18 protein-coding genes and 1 riboswitch are annotated in these 14,482 nt (G+C 37.5%); of the genes, 13 read left to right on the forward strand and 5 right to left on the reverse strand.

Annotation, left to right across the window (positions count from 1 at the left end; all coding sequences use genetic code 11):
* Positions 1–2: 2 nt before the first annotated feature.
* Entirely contained in the window at positions 3–365 is a 363-nt protein-coding gene (gene nrdI, locus NYE67_RS08170; RefSeq protein ID WP_340729682.1) for a class Ib ribonucleoside-diphosphate reductase assembly flavoprotein NrdI, read from the reverse strand.
* Positions 362–586 carry a glutaredoxin family protein gene (locus NYE67_RS08175; protein ID WP_340729683.1) on the reverse strand — a complete coding sequence of 75 codons (225 nt, stop codon included), beginning with the start codon at positions 584–586 and terminating at the stop codon, positions 362–364. Before NYE67_RS08175 ends, nrdI begins: the two co-directional genes overlap by 4 nt.
* 145 nt (positions 587–731) lie before the next feature.
* A riboswitch (cobalamin riboswitch) is annotated at positions 732–917 on the reverse strand.
* 600 nt (positions 918–1,517) lie between these two features.
* Here NYE67_RS08175 and NYE67_RS08180 point away from each other — a divergent pair.
* From NYE67_RS08180 to NYE67_RS08215, 8 genes are all read left to right on the forward strand, one after another.
* The gene (locus NYE67_RS08180; protein WP_340729684.1) at positions 1,518–1,829 is read left to right on the forward strand and encodes a PadR family transcriptional regulator; all 312 of its coding nucleotides are present in this window, start codon (positions 1,518–1,520) and stop codon (positions 1,827–1,829) included.
* Between the two features lies 1 nt (position 1,830).
* On the forward strand, positions 1,831–2,373 hold the full coding sequence (locus NYE67_RS08185) for a DUF2812 domain-containing protein (RefSeq protein ID WP_340729685.1): 543 nt from the start codon (positions 1,831–1,833) through the stop codon (positions 2,371–2,373).
* A 4-nt stretch (positions 2,374–2,377) separates the two neighbouring features.
* Positions 2,378–2,611 (forward strand): hypothetical protein, encoded by a 234-nt coding sequence (locus NYE67_RS08190; RefSeq protein WP_339216181.1) that lies wholly within the window; start codon positions 2,378–2,380, stop codon positions 2,609–2,611.
* 32 nt (positions 2,612–2,643) lie between these two features.
* Positions 2,644–3,186: a membrane lipoprotein lipid attachment site-containing protein gene (locus NYE67_RS08195; RefSeq protein WP_340729686.1), complete on the forward strand. Its 543-nt coding sequence runs from the start codon at positions 2,644–2,646 to the stop codon at positions 3,184–3,186.
* 101 nt (positions 3,187–3,287) lie between these two features.
* Complete coding sequence (locus tag NYE67_RS08200) at positions 3,288–4,175, forward strand: alpha/beta hydrolase (RefSeq protein ID WP_340729687.1); 888 nt, start codon at positions 3,288–3,290, stop codon at positions 4,173–4,175.
* Positions 4,176–4,231: 56 nt separating this feature from the next.
* Positions 4,232–4,786, forward strand: coding sequence for a histidine phosphatase family protein (locus NYE67_RS08205; protein WP_340729688.1), 555 nt, complete (start codon positions 4,232–4,234; stop codon positions 4,784–4,786).
* Positions 4,787–4,892: 106 nt separating this feature from the next.
* Positions 4,893–5,618: a metallophosphoesterase family protein gene (locus NYE67_RS08210; RefSeq protein ID WP_340729689.1), complete on the forward strand. Its 726-nt coding sequence runs from the start codon at positions 4,893–4,895 to the stop codon at positions 5,616–5,618.
* Positions 5,619–5,752: 134 nt separating this feature from the next.
* Entirely contained in the window at positions 5,753–6,658 is a 906-nt protein-coding gene (locus NYE67_RS08215; RefSeq protein WP_340727738.1) for a cation diffusion facilitator family transporter, read from the forward strand.
* 126 nt (positions 6,659–6,784) lie between these two features.
* Here the strand turns inward: NYE67_RS08215 and NYE67_RS08220 are convergent, their stop codons facing one another.
* From NYE67_RS08220 to NYE67_RS08230, 3 genes are all read right to left on the reverse strand, one after another.
* Positions 6,785–8,302, reverse strand: coding sequence for an AbgT family transporter (locus NYE67_RS08220; RefSeq protein WP_340729690.1), 1,518 nt, complete (start codon positions 8,300–8,302; stop codon positions 6,785–6,787).
* Between the two features lie 375 nt (positions 8,303–8,677).
* Positions 8,678–9,211, reverse strand: a complete 534-nt coding sequence (locus NYE67_RS08225; protein WP_340729691.1) for a GNAT family N-acetyltransferase — start codon at positions 9,209–9,211, stop codon at positions 8,678–8,680.
* Positions 9,212–9,573: 362 nt separating this feature from the next.
* A complete protein-coding gene (locus tag NYE67_RS08230; RefSeq protein ID WP_340729692.1) occupies positions 9,574–9,741 on the reverse strand; it encodes an aspartyl-phosphate phosphatase Spo0E family protein in 168 nt (55 codons plus the stop codon).
* Positions 9,742–10,082: 341 nt separating this feature from the next.
* Here NYE67_RS08230 and NYE67_RS08235 point away from each other — a divergent pair, with 341 nt between their 5' ends.
* The 5 genes from NYE67_RS08235 (at position 10,083) to NYE67_RS08255 (ending at position 14,463) form a co-directional block, all read left to right on the forward strand.
* On the forward strand, positions 10,083–10,517 hold the full coding sequence (locus NYE67_RS08235; RefSeq protein ID WP_191699181.1) for a BrxA/BrxB family bacilliredoxin: 435 nt from the start codon (positions 10,083–10,085) through the stop codon (positions 10,515–10,517).
* On the forward strand, positions 10,505–11,290 hold the full coding sequence (locus NYE67_RS08240; protein ID WP_340729693.1) for a class I SAM-dependent methyltransferase: 786 nt from the start codon (positions 10,505–10,507) through the stop codon (positions 11,288–11,290). Before NYE67_RS08235 ends, NYE67_RS08240 begins: the two co-directional genes overlap by 13 nt.
* Before the next feature lie 149 nt (positions 11,291–11,439).
* Positions 11,440–11,766 carry a metal-sensitive transcriptional regulator gene (locus NYE67_RS08245; RefSeq protein ID WP_191699179.1) on the forward strand — a complete coding sequence of 109 codons (327 nt, stop codon included), beginning with the start codon at positions 11,440–11,442 and terminating at the stop codon, positions 11,764–11,766.
* 13 nt (positions 11,767–11,779) lie between these two features.
* Positions 11,780–11,986, forward strand: coding sequence for a copper chaperone CopZ (gene copZ, locus NYE67_RS08250; RefSeq protein WP_340729694.1), 207 nt, complete (start codon positions 11,780–11,782; stop codon positions 11,984–11,986).
* An 83-nt stretch (positions 11,987–12,069) separates the two neighbouring features.
* On the forward strand, positions 12,070–14,463 hold the full coding sequence (locus tag NYE67_RS08255) for a heavy metal translocating P-type ATPase (RefSeq protein WP_340729695.1): 2,394 nt from the start codon (positions 12,070–12,072) through the stop codon (positions 14,461–14,463).
* Positions 14,464–14,482: the final 19 nt, after the last annotated feature.

Below are 14,482 nucleotides of genomic sequence, written 5' to 3' on the forward strand. Positions count from 1 at the left end.
CATTAAACCTCTTTCCAAATGGAATAATAGTAATTTTTAATGGTTTCGTAATTGGATGTGGTCCCACGTAATTCTAGTTTTTCGATTAACGGAATGCCGTACCTTGCAGCTAATGAATCACCTGCCCGGCCGAAAAAAGCATGACCGAAATTACGGTTCCCGCTTACGATAATTCCTTTGCATTGATTGTAGTTCGCAGTCATGAACTGATCGACGATAGGGGGGACAGAGCCTAATCCATCCGTATATGTAAATAGCAGATACGGCGCATCGATTTTATCCACATCGGCTATATCCTTCGCAGGTAAGTCGAGTTTTTTCACGATGTATCGTACATTGCCAGTTCGTGAAGCATAAATGATCATGCAGTTATTTCAGAAATTCGGTTAATAATGGAAGTTGGCTCTGCAATAAATTCTCCGTTGATTTCGAATAAAGGGACAGATAGAAAGCCTGCATCGAGTACTTTTTGCTTTGCCGTTGCGTCCTGGTCAATATTAATAACCTCGACTTGTAAGTTCGCAGCATCAAGTTCGGATTTTACCCATAGGCATTTTGGACAGATTGTTTTCGTATAAAGTTTCATTAATAGAATCCCTCGCTATATTGATATTTATTGTGCTGTACATTTTAAAGAAAATATAAAAAAGGCTATCCCGGGAAAAAAGGATAGCCTGAAATGGAAACGTAAATGGAAAAATTGCGCCTCCATTTCTATTCCCCGAAGAAATGTACGTAGTTTTAACACGGCAGGTCTCCTGGCTTTGCGTCATCCATCAGACGTACCTTCCCATGCACGTGGCACAGTGGCAATTTTAGTCTTCAGTCAGCATTTACAGTTGCGGGGACAGCGTTGGATTTGCACCAAACTTCCCTTTTAAACTACATTTAGTAGTACCGTGATAAAAAAACACAATATATGGTTGTGAATTGAGTATAAGCCGTTCCAAAGTAAAAGTAAAGGAAAGAAATAAACGTTTAACAGCTAATGGCACTTTTTAGAGAGAAAGATAGCAAATAACATCTAATCCAAGTAAAAAGGTGATCGTGAAGTGAATCATCATAATATGGGGGAGATTTTCTAGTGAAATTTCACTTTAATGATTGGTGAGCTACGGCAAGACAGCGCTAAATTGACGTACTACATTTTTTATCACTTTTGGACCCTAAAATAACGGAAGATTTTACCGTTATTCAAAGGATGTAGCTCATTTTAGGTTGAAATAAAGGAATGTTTTACCGTTATTTCAAATAAAACCCTGAAATTTTATGTTTTTTAGGTCAATATCGGAACTTCCTTCCCTTATTTTGACTAGTTTTTATATAATTTTATAAATAACGGAAATTCATTCCGCTATTTATCTCATTCCGCATCTCTCTCCCCACATCTAACTCATAGCAATAACCCTATTATTAGTAAAATTCCCAGTAAATACTACTTTGTATCTTGACACTCGATATATATACATTTTAAAATTTGTGTATCGATATATCGACAGTCAATATATGGAGGGCCTATGATTCCTTTATCAGAACCAACGTATTTAATTTTATTAGCATTAATAAAAGAACCGACGCACGGCTATGGCATTATTAAAACAATTTCAGAGGTAAGCGAAGGGCAGTATGAAATTGCACCTGGAACGCTTTATGGTGTGTTAAAAAATATTGAAAAACAAAAGTTAATTGAAGTCGTTGGTGTGGATTTAGACAACCGAAAGAAAAAGATTTATGCCATTACAGATGCAGGAAAAGAAGCGCTAAGCGATGAACAACGACGTTATGAAAAGCTATTATCATTTACATACAAATTAAGTGGTGAGGGATAAGATGGCAATTACACGAACATTGAATAAAAGATTTAATTCATTTGAAGCTGAAGAACAATGGTTAAACGAGCTCGCCCAAAGCGGTTGGCGCCTTGTAGATTACGATAAAAAAGAAATCGGTGAAAACTATTATGTATTTCAAGTTGATTTAGATGCTGTAAAAATGCGATACAAAATTGATTTCAGAAGTTTAAAAGATAAAGAAGAGTTTGATGATTATAAGGAGCTTTTCCATGAAGCTGGCTGGGAGCTAATTGCAAAAAATCATTATTATATGAAACATATTTTCATCTCAAATGAGGGAAAGGATATTTATTCAGATCAATTATCACTCATTGACCGTGAACGAAGACGTCGTAATATAATGTCTTTTTATGTAATTGGATTTACTGCTGCAGTAATTGGCGCATATATTGCAACATTTTATTTTGATTACGATTGGTTAAATGCTCTTATTATTATGGGGATACCAGTAGTTATATGGTATAGCTATGGTTTATACAAATTTCATAAAAAAGTACGTCAATTACAACATGGGAGGTAATGAGATGAAACATTTGAAAACACTCGATAATATATTCTTTGTCATGTCACTATTTGGAATTATCCCATTAATTTTAGCTGCATTTGATATTTATCGCCAGCAAGTTCAAGATTATAAAATTGTGTTTTTATTCTCGTTATATATCGGAGTAATTGGTTCCTTTATTTTAAAAAAGTACAAAACAAAAAAATATGAGCAACTCATGAGAAAAGGTGTACCAGAATCTACGAATGAGTAAATATAGTAAGCATAGATAGAAAGGAGCTTGTTATGAAAAAGATACTACCATTCCTATTCACCATGTTCGTCTTAACTGGGTGTAGTGAGCAAAATGAAATGGAGGGCCAAGGAGTCATCGATACAGAAGCACCACTAGTTGAACGAGTGGAGGCGGAAATGAAAAAGAACACAAACAAGCTTGAAAATATTTTCCAAGGTCAGTTTGATGATCGTGAAATCGCTTTTGCTACATATTATGAGAATTTAGAAGAGGATGTTTATCCACAAACGGATTATACATTATCAGAGGAAAAACAAGAAGAGTTGTTGAATTATATAAAATCGATTGAAGTGAAGCTTTATAAAGAAGATTTTTATCAAAAAGATGAAGATTATGATTTTTGGATTATTCGTCCCCAATATTTTTATTTAGACGGTCCTGCAGTCGCAGTAGGTTTGGATCATAAAATATTAAGTGTAAGTGGGGAGGGTCTTATGCCAAACGCTTATAAAGTGGTCAATCAGGAGGATGAAGTATTTGAAAAGTTGGTCGAGCTATTTCATAGTTCCGAAAGACAGGAGCGGAATTATTAAAGTAAGCTGGAGCGTTGATTGATGGTAAGTTGCGATTATAATCTACAAATTCTTTACATACGCTATATGGCACAATTTACTGAGTAAATGGAGGTCTGTGGATGCGAAGTTGGCAAAGTGTGTTGTTTGAAAGGTTTTTATTGATTAGGGGAACGAAAAAGAAATTTTTGGATGCACGGCTAATGGAAAGTTTTATAGCAAGCAAATACAATGAACGGCCCTATGTATTAGATGAGAAATTTCAGCAAAAGCACTCGATCAGAAAAAATGAGATAGCCGGGATGCTGTATTACACGATTAATGACCAGCCTTCTCCGAAAAAAGTAATTTATTATTTCCACGGGGGAGCTTATATTAATGACCCGCTCATTTTCCATTGGCGCTATTTAGTTAAGATTGCTGAAGCAACGAATTTTACAATTGTCGTACCGATTTATCCGAAACTTCCCCGGAATACGGTTAAGGAAGCATTTGATGCAATTCATGGCTTGTATGATCAATTAGTAAAAGATTATGATGTACCGTTTATATTTATGGGGGATTCTGCTGGTGGCGGGTTAGCGTTGGCATTCGCGCAAGATGTAAAGCACCTTTCGAAAAAGCAGCCGCAGCATATTGTACTTCATTCGGCATGGCTGGATGTAAGAGGAGAAGATCCTCAGTATAAAGCGCTGGAAAAACTAGATCCGATGCTTGGCGTATTAGGGGCACAGGAACTCGGTCGTATGTGGGCAAACGGACTGGATTTAACAGATTATAAAGTAAGCCCTTTACATGGAGAGATAAAGGATATTGGTCAAATAACGGTTTTTGTTGGAACGGGAGAGCTTTTACTTGTCGATGCAAGAATGCTGCGAAGTAAAGCGAAAGAACAAAATGTTGCCATCAATTATTATGAATACCCGAATATGAATCATGTATTTCCAGTATTTCCAATTCCCGAAGCGAAGAAAGCTTTCAATACATTAGTCCAAATCATCAATAATTAACTGTTTACGCGTCAACTTTTTGATGCGTTTTTTTATAATAAAAGGGGTGTCATTTCATGAAATTATATATCATTCGACATTGTGAAGCAAAGGGGCAAGCTCCTGAGGCAAAGCTGACGGCAGCGGGAATGGAAGCACGAAAGCGTCTTGCAGATTTTTTAATTCCTTATCAAATAGAGCAAGTCATTTCCAGTCCGTATGAAAGAGCTATACAGACAATAGAAACTTTCGTCCAAGACAACGGTATTCCCTTTAAAGTGGATGAACGATTAAAGGAAAGGGTATTGAGTAGTGAAAATTTTGTCGATTGGCTTGAAAAATTACAACAAACCTATATCGATCAAGATTTAAAGTTTGATGGCGGTGAATCGAGTAATGAGGCCGTTAATCGAATGATTGAATTAGTAAATGAACTGCGACAAGGGACTCATGCATCTGTCGCAATTGTTACGCACGGGAATATTATGTCATTATTAATCAATCACTATAATGGTGATTTTGGATTTGATGAATGGAAACAACTGTCCAATCCGGATGTATATGAAATTGATTTTAAAAGTAAAGAAATTAAGGCAAATCGGATATGGGGAAATGAAATTGGATTTATTTAAGCAACCATAGTTTAAATAAAAATATAGTGGAAATATATATATAAGGAAAATGTAAGAAATTCCTACATAAACTAAAAAATGAAACAGGTTGAAAAGTGGGTGACTTATGAAAAACATCTTTGTAGTAAGCGATATACACGGTCATTACGATCAATTTGTTCATGTACTTTCATTTTGGGACAAAAAAGATACACTGGTGATTTTAGGGGATCTAATTGACCGTGGACCACAGTCTTTACAGGTTATACAAAAAGTGCTGGCATTAAAAGACGAATTCGGTGATCAAGTAATCGTTTGTCTAGGCAATCATGAAGACATGTTGATCGATTATTTAAACTTCCCAGATTTAAAAAAAGACCGGTTTTTTAAAAACGGGGGTCTGGACACAATACGAAATTTTCAAGCTCAACTTCCGAATGATTTCATGACAGTAAATCCAGTAAAGCAAGTTGAAATGATTAAGGAAAAATTTGCGAGAGAAATTTCGATGATAACAACAAGCAAACTTTTTGTGATTATTGGAAATGTTTTGTTTACACATGCCGGATTTGATTCGAATTTTGAAACAATTGATAATACAAGTGCCGAAGATTTTCTTTGGATTCGTAAGCATTATTTGACGCAAAACCGCACACCCTATGTCAATGTGTTTGGTCATACACCTGTGCACTTAATTCATGATTCAAGTGATGTATGGGTAAGTGAAGATGCCAAATATATAGGTATTGACGGTGGCTGCTATATGACCGGTCAACTAAATGCATTACATATATCAGAAGCCGGAGAGGTTTTAAATATTTATAAATCTGTAATGGATCCACCTAATAAATAAAATAAATTAGTCAGCTCAATATATTTTTGATATAATGTTCTAAACTGCATTTTTGGAGGTTACTTCCTTTTCTGATTTATAGAAAAGGGGTAACCTCTTTCGTGTTTAAAGAAGTTTTTCAAGGAGGAAACATTTTGGAGCAATATACAAATTTACGGGCTGGTGAAAAAGGTGCCTATTTATCCATTGTTGCCTACATATTTTTAAGTGTACTGAAGCTTACTGTAGGTTTTATAGGAGGTTCAGAAGCATTAAAAGCGGACGGTTTAAATAATACGACCGATATTATAGCATCAATCGCAGTATTAATCGGACTGCGAATTTCACAGCGTCCTGCGGATGATGATCATCGCTATGGACATTTCCGTGCAGAAACAATCGCTTCACTTGTTGCCTCATTTATCATGATTTACGTGGGCATTGAAGTTCTTTTATCGGCAGGGGAGAAAATAGTAAATCCTATTAATCAAGAACCATCTGCCATTACGATTATTGTCGCAATTTTTAGCGCGGTAGTAATGTTTGCAGTGTATAAATATAATTTAAAATTAGCTACAAAAATTAATAGCTCAGCTGTAAAAGCGGCAGCCTACGATAATCGTTCGGATGCTTTAGTCAGTATAGGTACAGCGATAGGGATTAGTGCAGCAATTCTAGGATTTCCGGTAGTCGATACGATTACAGCGTTTATAATTGGATTGATTATTATTAAAACGGCAATAGAAATTTTTAAAGAAGCGGTCTTCTCTTTAACGGATGGATTTGACACGGAATTAATCTCATCAATAGAGGAACGTGTAGCACAAATTCCTCGTGTGCGCGAAGTGGTCGATGTACGTGGCAGACAACATGGGAGTTTAATTTTGGTCGATGTTACGGTACGTGTGAATCCAAATCTAAATGTTAGGGACTCGCATGCGATCACCGAACAAATCGAATCAGCAGTGGAACAATTGAGTAAATATACGACAACCCTTGTTCATATAGAACCTTATGATCCAAAGGAAGAAATAATTTGTGAAGATGATTTCCATTTTTAAAAATATGGCTTCAGTAAATTAAATAAATGAAGAAGCAGAAGGTATTTAGCAATGTAAATTTGCTAAATACCTTTTTTCAAGATAAAAAAACTCCCGACCAGTAAAGCAAAGGTCGAGAGCCAGTTGTTAATTATTGATGTGTAACGTTTCACCAGGACCCATTGGTAAGCCTAGTAACAACCATACACTGAATAAAATAATCCACATAATCGCGAAGAAAATGGAATACGGAATTAAAGCTGAAATTAAAGTACCCATCTTAATGTTTTTATCATACTTACGTGCAAATGCAAGTAGCATTGCAAAGTAGGCAAGAAGTGGTGTGATTGGGTTTGTAATAGAATCACCAACGCGGTACGCCATTTGCGTGACAGCAGGTGAGTACCCTAAATACATAAACATCGGTACGAAAATTGGTGCAAGAAGAACCCATTTCGCAGAAGCTGAAGCCATTAGTAAGTTAACTAACGCTACGATGAAGATGAATCCGATGAACATCGGTACACCTGTGAAGTTCATAGCCTGTAATGTTTCAGCACCTTTAATCGCTAAAATTGTGCCAATATTACTCCAGCTGAAGAACGCGATCATTTGTGCAGCAACGAATGCTAGCACGATGAATGAGCTCAGATCTGCCATTGATTTAAACATCATTCCCGCAACGTCGCGGTCTGATTTGATTGTACCGACTACCATTCCGTATACGATACCAGGAATTAAGAAAAGGAATAACATTAATGGTACGATACCAGACATGAATGGTGACTGTAAAAATGCACCATTTTCACCGCGTAAAATACCGTTTTCCGGAAGTACAGTAACTAACAGAATTGCGATATAAATAAGCGCAGAAACTGTTGCCCAAATAAGAGCTTTGCTTTCCTTTGGTGTTACTTTTTCTAATACTTCCACTTTACCTTCGTATTTACCGAAGCGGGGCTCAACGATTTTTACTGTTACCCATGTCGCCACTGCTATTAATAATACAGTCGATACGGCCATGAAGTAGTAGTTCATAGTTGCAAGACCTGTAAAGTCCGGGTCAACTAGGCGTGCAGCTTCTTGTGTAATTCCTACAAGTAATACATCCAGTGATGTAATTAAGATATTCGCACTAAATCCACCAGCAATTGCTGCATAAGCCGCAACCATACCAACTAATGGATGGCGTCCAATACTCATGAAGATCATTGCAGCAATAGGTGGCAAGATGATGTATGCGGCATCTGTTGCGACACTACCAAAAATCGCTGTGAAGATTAAAACAGGTACGATCAAGCTTTTTGGTGCAGATAGTACTGTCTTTTTCATCATAGTAGTAATTAAACCACTATGCTCAGCTACCCCAATACCAATCATTGCAACAATCACGATACCAAGTGGCGCAAAGCTCGTGAAGTTCGACACCATATTCGTTAATATTTGATGTAAGCCTTCTTTAGAAAGTAAGTTTACAACTTCCAATGTTTCACCGGAAGTTGGACTCACCGCTGTAAGACCGATTTTGTTCATTAACCAAGAAGCAAGTAATACTAAACCTGCTAAAATGGCGAAAATAGTAATCGGGTCAGGCAACTTATTACCTGCTGTTTCTATTCCATTCAAAAATCGATCGATCAAGGATTTTTTTTGTTTTTTATCCATGGTCTCTCCTCCAATATTAAAATAACTTTTTAAGTATAGTAAGAAATTACTTAAAAACCATTTTTATAAAAAATTCAGAATTATCTCTTGAAAGTGAAAATTCTATTAGATTTAGTTATTTTTTTCTTAGAAGAAAATTACATGTCTATAAATCTTTTTTATTCCCGGAAATTTGTAGATTAGACAATAAAATTGTTGTTTACATTAAATGGTTATGGGGATATATAGATGTGTCTAAATTGTGACATATGAATTTTTGATGTCTGTTTAAGGGGAGCAATTGTATGGGTAGGGTGTACATCGAGAGGGAATTACGCTCATTACAGCAAATAAAAACCTAAAGCAGTTTTTTAAACATACCGCTTTAGGTATTGATTATTTCATAAAAATATGGGCATCGCAGTAGCAAAGTCCTTTACAGCTTGGACATTCGACATTGTACGGCTCAAAATAGCGCGGCATATATATGACCGATTCAAAGCCTTGTTCTACAAATTGTCGCTCAGCTGCCCAGCGTTTTGTATCAGACTGAACCCAGCCAACCGTTATAATCGTTTGTACTATTGGTTCAACTGCTTTGAGGTAAGCAAGCAATAGTCCTTTCCCAATGCCCTTTTTCCGTTCGTTTGGATGGACGACAAAGTGGCTTGTATAAAAGGTAATGCCTTCTTCCACACGATCTTTTAAAAACTGCAATTTATCCTGGAAATAAGGAAAGTCTTTATCGAAATCAGTAATTTCATATCCGGCAATATAACCAATCACTTCATCAAATTCATTAACCGCTAAAAAGCGTATGCCACCAGCCAGTTCGATGGTGTTGGCCGTTTCGATTTCAAATGGTAAATAATTATTTAATAGTGCTGCAATTTGTGCTGCATATTTTGTTTCGTAAGGGACTATATTCATGCTGTTCCTACCTTATATATTATTATTTTTATTATTTTAACATATTGATGAGGCGTTGTAAGGAATGGTTAAAGTTTATGTATTTTTCTATATTAATTATTCGCTTTCGTAACAAAAAGAAGGACAGCCTCTCATATAATTTAAGCAGCCTACTGCTTATACTTATACGAAAGAAGTGTCCTAAGTTAAAGGTTATACACATGAATTAGCTCACTACGATTAAAGCTAATTTACTTTCCCCCCAGGATTTTCTGTTCGGGGAGATCAGTAAGTGAAATTGAAATCCTTGCGCACATGGTCGTAAAATTACGGTTGTGGTGAAGGTAATGGTCTCATCTTATTTCTTTATAAAATATTAAAACTTAAGCAGCTACATCAGAATACATATTAAGTAATTCATCTAATTCCTGACTGCAATTGACTACCTGAGGATGGGTGTAACCTAAATCTTTTGCTTTTCTATACATATATTTTCTTTTCAATTCAATTCTTAGTTTTAACAATTTTTTTAACAAGTAGATCTTCAACATAAACTATTAACTCTCCAATCGATATTATTAGTAATCTGCGACTTGTGGCTGAAATAAGATTATGACATTTATATGGTATCTTATTCAAAATTTTCCAAGTGTCGAATTGTGTTCGAGGAAGTACAATTCATAAATTTGTAACAATTATGGAAATTCATTCAACAAGCTATTGTTCAAACTTGACTTGTAATAAAATTTATTATAAATATTTAAATTAATTTTAGAACGGAAAATGATTTAAAAATCCGAATATCCCTACAATCCAATCTTTGTACATCTCGGAAAATCATTGATATAATGGGCATTGTGAATAGATAAGAAACAGAAAGAGGTTATGAAAAATGACAAATGCTTATGATGAATACATGCGTCAAGTAACACAGCCAATGCGTACAGAGCTTGAAAATTCGGGCTTCACACAATTAACAACGGCGGATAGTGTACATGAATTCATGGCAGAAACGAAGGGGACAGCTCTTGTTGTCATTAACTCAGTATGTGGTTGTGCGGCAGGCTTAGCACGTCCGGCTGCCCGTGAAGCAGTGGCGGAGGTAAAACCGGATCAATTAGTAACGGTTTTTGCTGGTCAAGATCCTGAAGCAACAGCAGCAATGCGCGGCTATTTTGATGAAGTGCCACCAAGTTCGCCTTCTATGGCAATTTTAAAAGGCGGTCAATTAGCATATTTCATTCCACGTGAACAAATCGAAGGCTTCCCAATGGAGCAAATTCGTGATCATTTAGTAGATGTGTTAAAGCAAGTATGTGCCGATTAACAATCGTCACGACTGCAGGTAGACCAGACGAGCAATCGCTAAAATTAGCTGAATTGGCAAGTCAGGAACTAAATGCAGAGATTATTCCACGACAAAAACGTTCTGTACGTAAACTTGCTGAAATTTACGATGCGAACGTAATCGTTGCGGGTAAAAATCGTTTCGAATACTATGCGAAAGGTGCCGAGGCGCCTTTCTTTTTTCATCCGAATTCCGCTGCCTTTCGATTAAAACGTGTCGCTCGTGGTGAAGAAGAGCCATTGCTTACAGCGTCTGCTTTACAAAAAGGCGATACGTTTTTAGATTGTACGCTCGGGATCGGATCTGACAGCTTATTAGCAGCATTTGCAGTAGGTGAAACAGGTAAAGTGACGGGTTTGGAAGCAGATAAAAATGTAGCGTTTATTGTGAAAACAGGAATGCAAACATACGATACGACCGAACTTCCGTTAACTAGCTGTATGCGAAATATTGAAGTCATACATACTACTGCGCTAGAATTTTTAAAGAAGCAGGAAGATGCCAGCTTTGATATTGTATACATGGATCCAATGTTCGAGGAAGTCATTGAGGAATCGACAAATTTCGAAGCATTACGCTTTGCAGGTGATCATATACCGTTAACGGACGAATGGGTGAAAGAAGCAAAGCGGGTTGCTAAAAGGCGAGTTGTTTTAAAAGCACATTATAAATCGGATTGGTTTGAACGGTATCAATTTCAACGGGATATCCGATTAACTGCAAAATTTCATTATGGTGTATATATAAAATAATCGCGTTGAAGTTCTTTTATAAGAGCTTCAGCGCTTTTTTTGCTAAATGTATATGTAGGTGGAAATTGCAAATAAATAAGGACGTCTTCGAACTTTACATACCCCTTATAGGTATGGTAATGTAAAAATAAGTAAGGGGGATTGATTGAATGATTCATGAAAACAATGAAATATTGGACACTCATGAAGTGAGCTGTCGTAAAAGTCATCATCCTGAACCAATCAAAAAAGATTTGACGACAAGGTTAAATCGTATCGAGGGGCAAATTCGTGGGATTAAAGGTATGATTGAGAAAGATATTTACTGTGATGATGTCATTACGCAATTATCGGCCACTCAATCTGCTTTAAATAGTGTCGCGAAAATTTTGCTGGAAGGTCATCTAAAAGGCTGTGTAGTCGATCGTTTAAATGAAGGCGATACGGAAGTATTAGACGAGCTAGTAGTTACAATTCAAAAAATGATGAAAAAATAAGGAGTGTTCGAGAATGGAAAACGTAATTTTAAATGTAAATGGTATGACATGCGGGCATTGTGTAAAAGCTGTAGAAACAAGTGTTGGCGCATTAGCTGGTGTACAGGAAGTAAAAGTTGACCTGGCTGAAAAAAAGGTAGCGGTTGCGTATAACGAAGATGCTGTTACTGTGGAGCAAATTAAAGAAACAATTGATGAACAAGGATACGATGTAGTTTAAATGGTAGGTTCTCTATATTTCTATTAGAGAACCTCTCTTTTTAAAAGTTTTATACCCCCAATAGGTATAAGTGAGGTGGAAATATGACAAAGGAAATGACTGTACAAGTGACGGGCATGACATGTGCAGCATGTGCAACGCGTATTGAAAAAGGCTTAAACCGGATGGATGGTGTCGAATCTGCCAATGTCAATCTAGCTATTGAAAAAGCGGCAGTCCAGTACGATGAAACGGTACTGAAGCCACTGGAAATCGAGAAAAAAATACAGGCTCTTGGTTATGATGTTGTAAAGGAAAAAGTTGATTTTACAATCGAGGGGATGACATGCGCTGCGTGTTCTGCAAGAATTGAGAAAGTTCTTGGAAAGCTTGACGGTATTTCAAATGCAAATGTGAATCTGGCATTGGAAAAAGCGACAGTAGAGTTTAACCCTTCCGAAGTTTCCGTGACAGATATTATTGCACGCATTGAAAAAATTGGTTTTGGTGCACAGCCGGTAGTTGAAGGAAATCCGGTCGATCGCCGGGAAAAGGCTATCCAGCATCAGACTGTTAAATTTATAGCAGCAGCCATTTTATCATTACCGCTATTATGGACGATGGTTGCGCACTTTTCGTTTACAAGCTTTTTATATGTTCCGGATCTTTTAATGAATCCTTGGATACAGCTTAGTTTAGCTACACCGGTTCAATTTATAATCGGCTGGCAATTTTACGAGGGTGCCTATAAATCACTGCGAAATGGTTCAGCCAATATGGATGTGCTTGTTGTCATGGGGACGAGTGCAGCGTATTTTTATAGTATTTATCAAATGCTGGCACACCCAAGTGGCCATATGCCGCATTTATATTTTGAAACGAGTGCTGTACTCATTACGTTGATTTTATTAGGTAAATTATTCGAAGCTCGTGCAAAGGGGAAGTCTTCACAAGCTATTAAACAATTAATGGGCATGCAGGCAAAATCGGCTCTTGTAATTCGCGATGGAGTTGAACAGTTAGTTCCACTGGAAGAAGTACGACTAGGCGATCACATCAGAGTAAAGCCTGGTGAGAAAATCCCTGTCGACGGGGAAGTAATATCCGGGATCTCCGCTGTTGATGAATCAATGCTGACAGGCGAAAGCTTACCAGTTGAAAAAAGTGAGGGGCATCTTGTATATGGTGCAACGCTTAATAAAAATGGTTCACTTGAGATGAAAACGTTAAAGGTAGGTCATGAAACAGCACTTGCGCAAATCATTAAAATCGTCGAATCGGCACAAGGCTCCAAAGCACCCATTCAACGACTTGCAGATAAAATATCAAGCATTTTTGTGCCGGTAGTTATTGGGATTGCTGCATTAACGTTTATAGCATGGTGGTTAATCGGCGGAGAATTTATTCAGGCATTCGAAGCGACGATTGCCGTACTGGTTATCGCTTGTCCATGTGCACTAGGATTGGCAACACCGACTTCAATCATGGCCGGCTCAGGGCGTGCAGCGCAATTCGGCATCTTGTTCAAAGGTGGCGAACATTTGGAACAAACCGGCTTTGTCGATACTGTTGTTGTCGATAAAACAGGTACGGTTACAAACGGTAAGCCTGTTTTAACGGATGTGGTTATGTTCAATGGCTTTAATGAAAATGATGTGCTAAGCATTGTTGCAGCAGCAGAAAAACAATCAGAGCATCCTCTAGCAGAAGCAATAGTAGAGGGAGTATTACAGCGCGGTATTGAGTTGCCGACAGTTTCAAGCTTTCAGGCGATTCCGGGGCTCGGTATTGAAGCGCAAGTGAATGACCGTGAAGTAGTTGTTGGGACGAGAAAACTATTACGTCAACGACAAATTGATATGAATGATCAAATTGAAACGCAGATGGTTTCGTTTGAGCAGCATGGAAAAACAGCTATGCTAGTGGCTATAAATCATCAATTAGCGGCGATCGTTGCCGTTGCGGATACCGTAAAGGAAACATCTGCAGAAGCGGTAAACCGTTTACATGCGCTAGGTCTGAAAGTCATTATGCTTACGGGTGATAATGAACGTACGGCTCAAGCGATTGCAGCTGAAGTGGGTATTGATGAAGTCATCGCTGAAGTACTTCCAGAACAAAAGGCACAGCAAATAGAAAACTTGAAGCAGCAAGGTCGTAAAGTAGCGATGGTTGGTGACGGGATTAACGATGCCCCGGCTCTTGCGGTCGCACATATTGGTATGGCAATTGGCACAGGAACAGATGTCGCAATGGAAGCGGCAGATATTACATTGATCCGGGGGGATTTAAACAGCATTGCGGATGCTATATTAATGAGCCGTAAAACGATGACAAATATTAAGCAAAATCTATTTTGGGCATTTGCCTATAATGTGATCGGAATACCGATTGCCGCACTCGGGTTCCTCGCTCCATGGGTAGCAGGCGCAGCGATGGCATTCAGTTCTGTATCCGTTGTGTTGAACGCATTGAGACTGCAACGTGTGAAATTGTAAAAATACCCACTTCCTGAAT

Source organism: Solibacillus sp. FSL W8-0474, from assembly GCF_038004065.1.
Lineage (GTDB): Bacteria > Bacillota > Bacilli > Bacillales_A > Planococcaceae > Solibacillus > Solibacillus faecavium.

Bases quoted from the DNA above. Each gene is read 5' to 3' on its own strand.
- NYE67_RS08245 (WP_191699179.1), top strand. From the start codon at position 11,440: ATGATTCATGAAAACAATGAAATATTGGACACTCATGAAGTGAGCTGT.
- NYE67_RS08175 (WP_340729683.1), bottom strand. From the start codon at position 586: ATGAAACTTTATACGAAAACAATCTGTCCAAAATGCCTATGGGTAAAA.
- NYE67_RS08225 (WP_340729691.1), bottom strand. From the start codon at position 9,211: ATGAATATAGTCCCTTACGAAACAAAATATGCAGCACAAATTGCAGCA.
- NYE67_RS08205 (WP_340729688.1), top strand. From the start codon at position 4,232: ATGAAATTATATATCATTCGACATTGTGAAGCAAAGGGGCAAGCTCCT.
- NYE67_RS08195 (WP_340729686.1), top strand. From the start codon at position 2,644: ATGAAAAAGATACTACCATTCCTATTCACCATGTTCGTCTTAACTGGG.
- NYE67_RS08210 (WP_340729689.1), top strand. From the start codon at position 4,893: ATGAAAAACATCTTTGTAGTAAGCGATATACACGGTCATTACGATCAA.
- NYE67_RS08235 (WP_191699181.1), top strand. From the start codon at position 10,083: ATGACAAATGCTTATGATGAATACATGCGTCAAGTAACACAGCCAATG.
- copZ (WP_340729694.1), top strand. From the start codon at position 11,780: ATGGAAAACGTAATTTTAAATGTAAATGGTATGACATGCGGGCATTGT.
- NYE67_RS08220 (WP_340729690.1), bottom strand. From the start codon at position 8,302: ATGGATAAAAAACAAAAAAAATCCTTGATCGATCGATTTTTGAATGGA.
- NYE67_RS08255 (WP_340729695.1), top strand. From the start codon at position 12,070: ATGACAAAGGAAATGACTGTACAAGTGACGGGCATGACATGTGCAGCA.
- NYE67_RS08240 (WP_340729693.1), top strand. From the start codon at position 10,505: ATGTGCCGATTAACAATCGTCACGACTGCAGGTAGACCAGACGAGCAA.
- nrdI (WP_340729682.1), bottom strand. From the start codon at position 365: ATGATCATTTATGCTTCACGAACTGGCAATGTACGATACATCGTGAAA.
- NYE67_RS08200 (WP_340729687.1), top strand. From the start codon at position 3,288: ATGCGAAGTTGGCAAAGTGTGTTGTTTGAAAGGTTTTTATTGATTAGG.
- NYE67_RS08190 (WP_339216181.1), top strand. From the start codon at position 2,378: ATGAAACATTTGAAAACACTCGATAATATATTCTTTGTCATGTCACTA.
- NYE67_RS08180 (WP_340729684.1), top strand. From the start codon at position 1,518: ATGATTCCTTTATCAGAACCAACGTATTTAATTTTATTAGCATTAATA.
- NYE67_RS08185 (WP_340729685.1), top strand. From the start codon at position 1,831: ATGGCAATTACACGAACATTGAATAAAAGATTTAATTCATTTGAAGCT.
- NYE67_RS08230 (WP_340729692.1), bottom strand. From the start codon at position 9,741: ATGTTGAAGATCTACTTGTTAAAAAAATTGTTAAAACTAAGAATTGAA.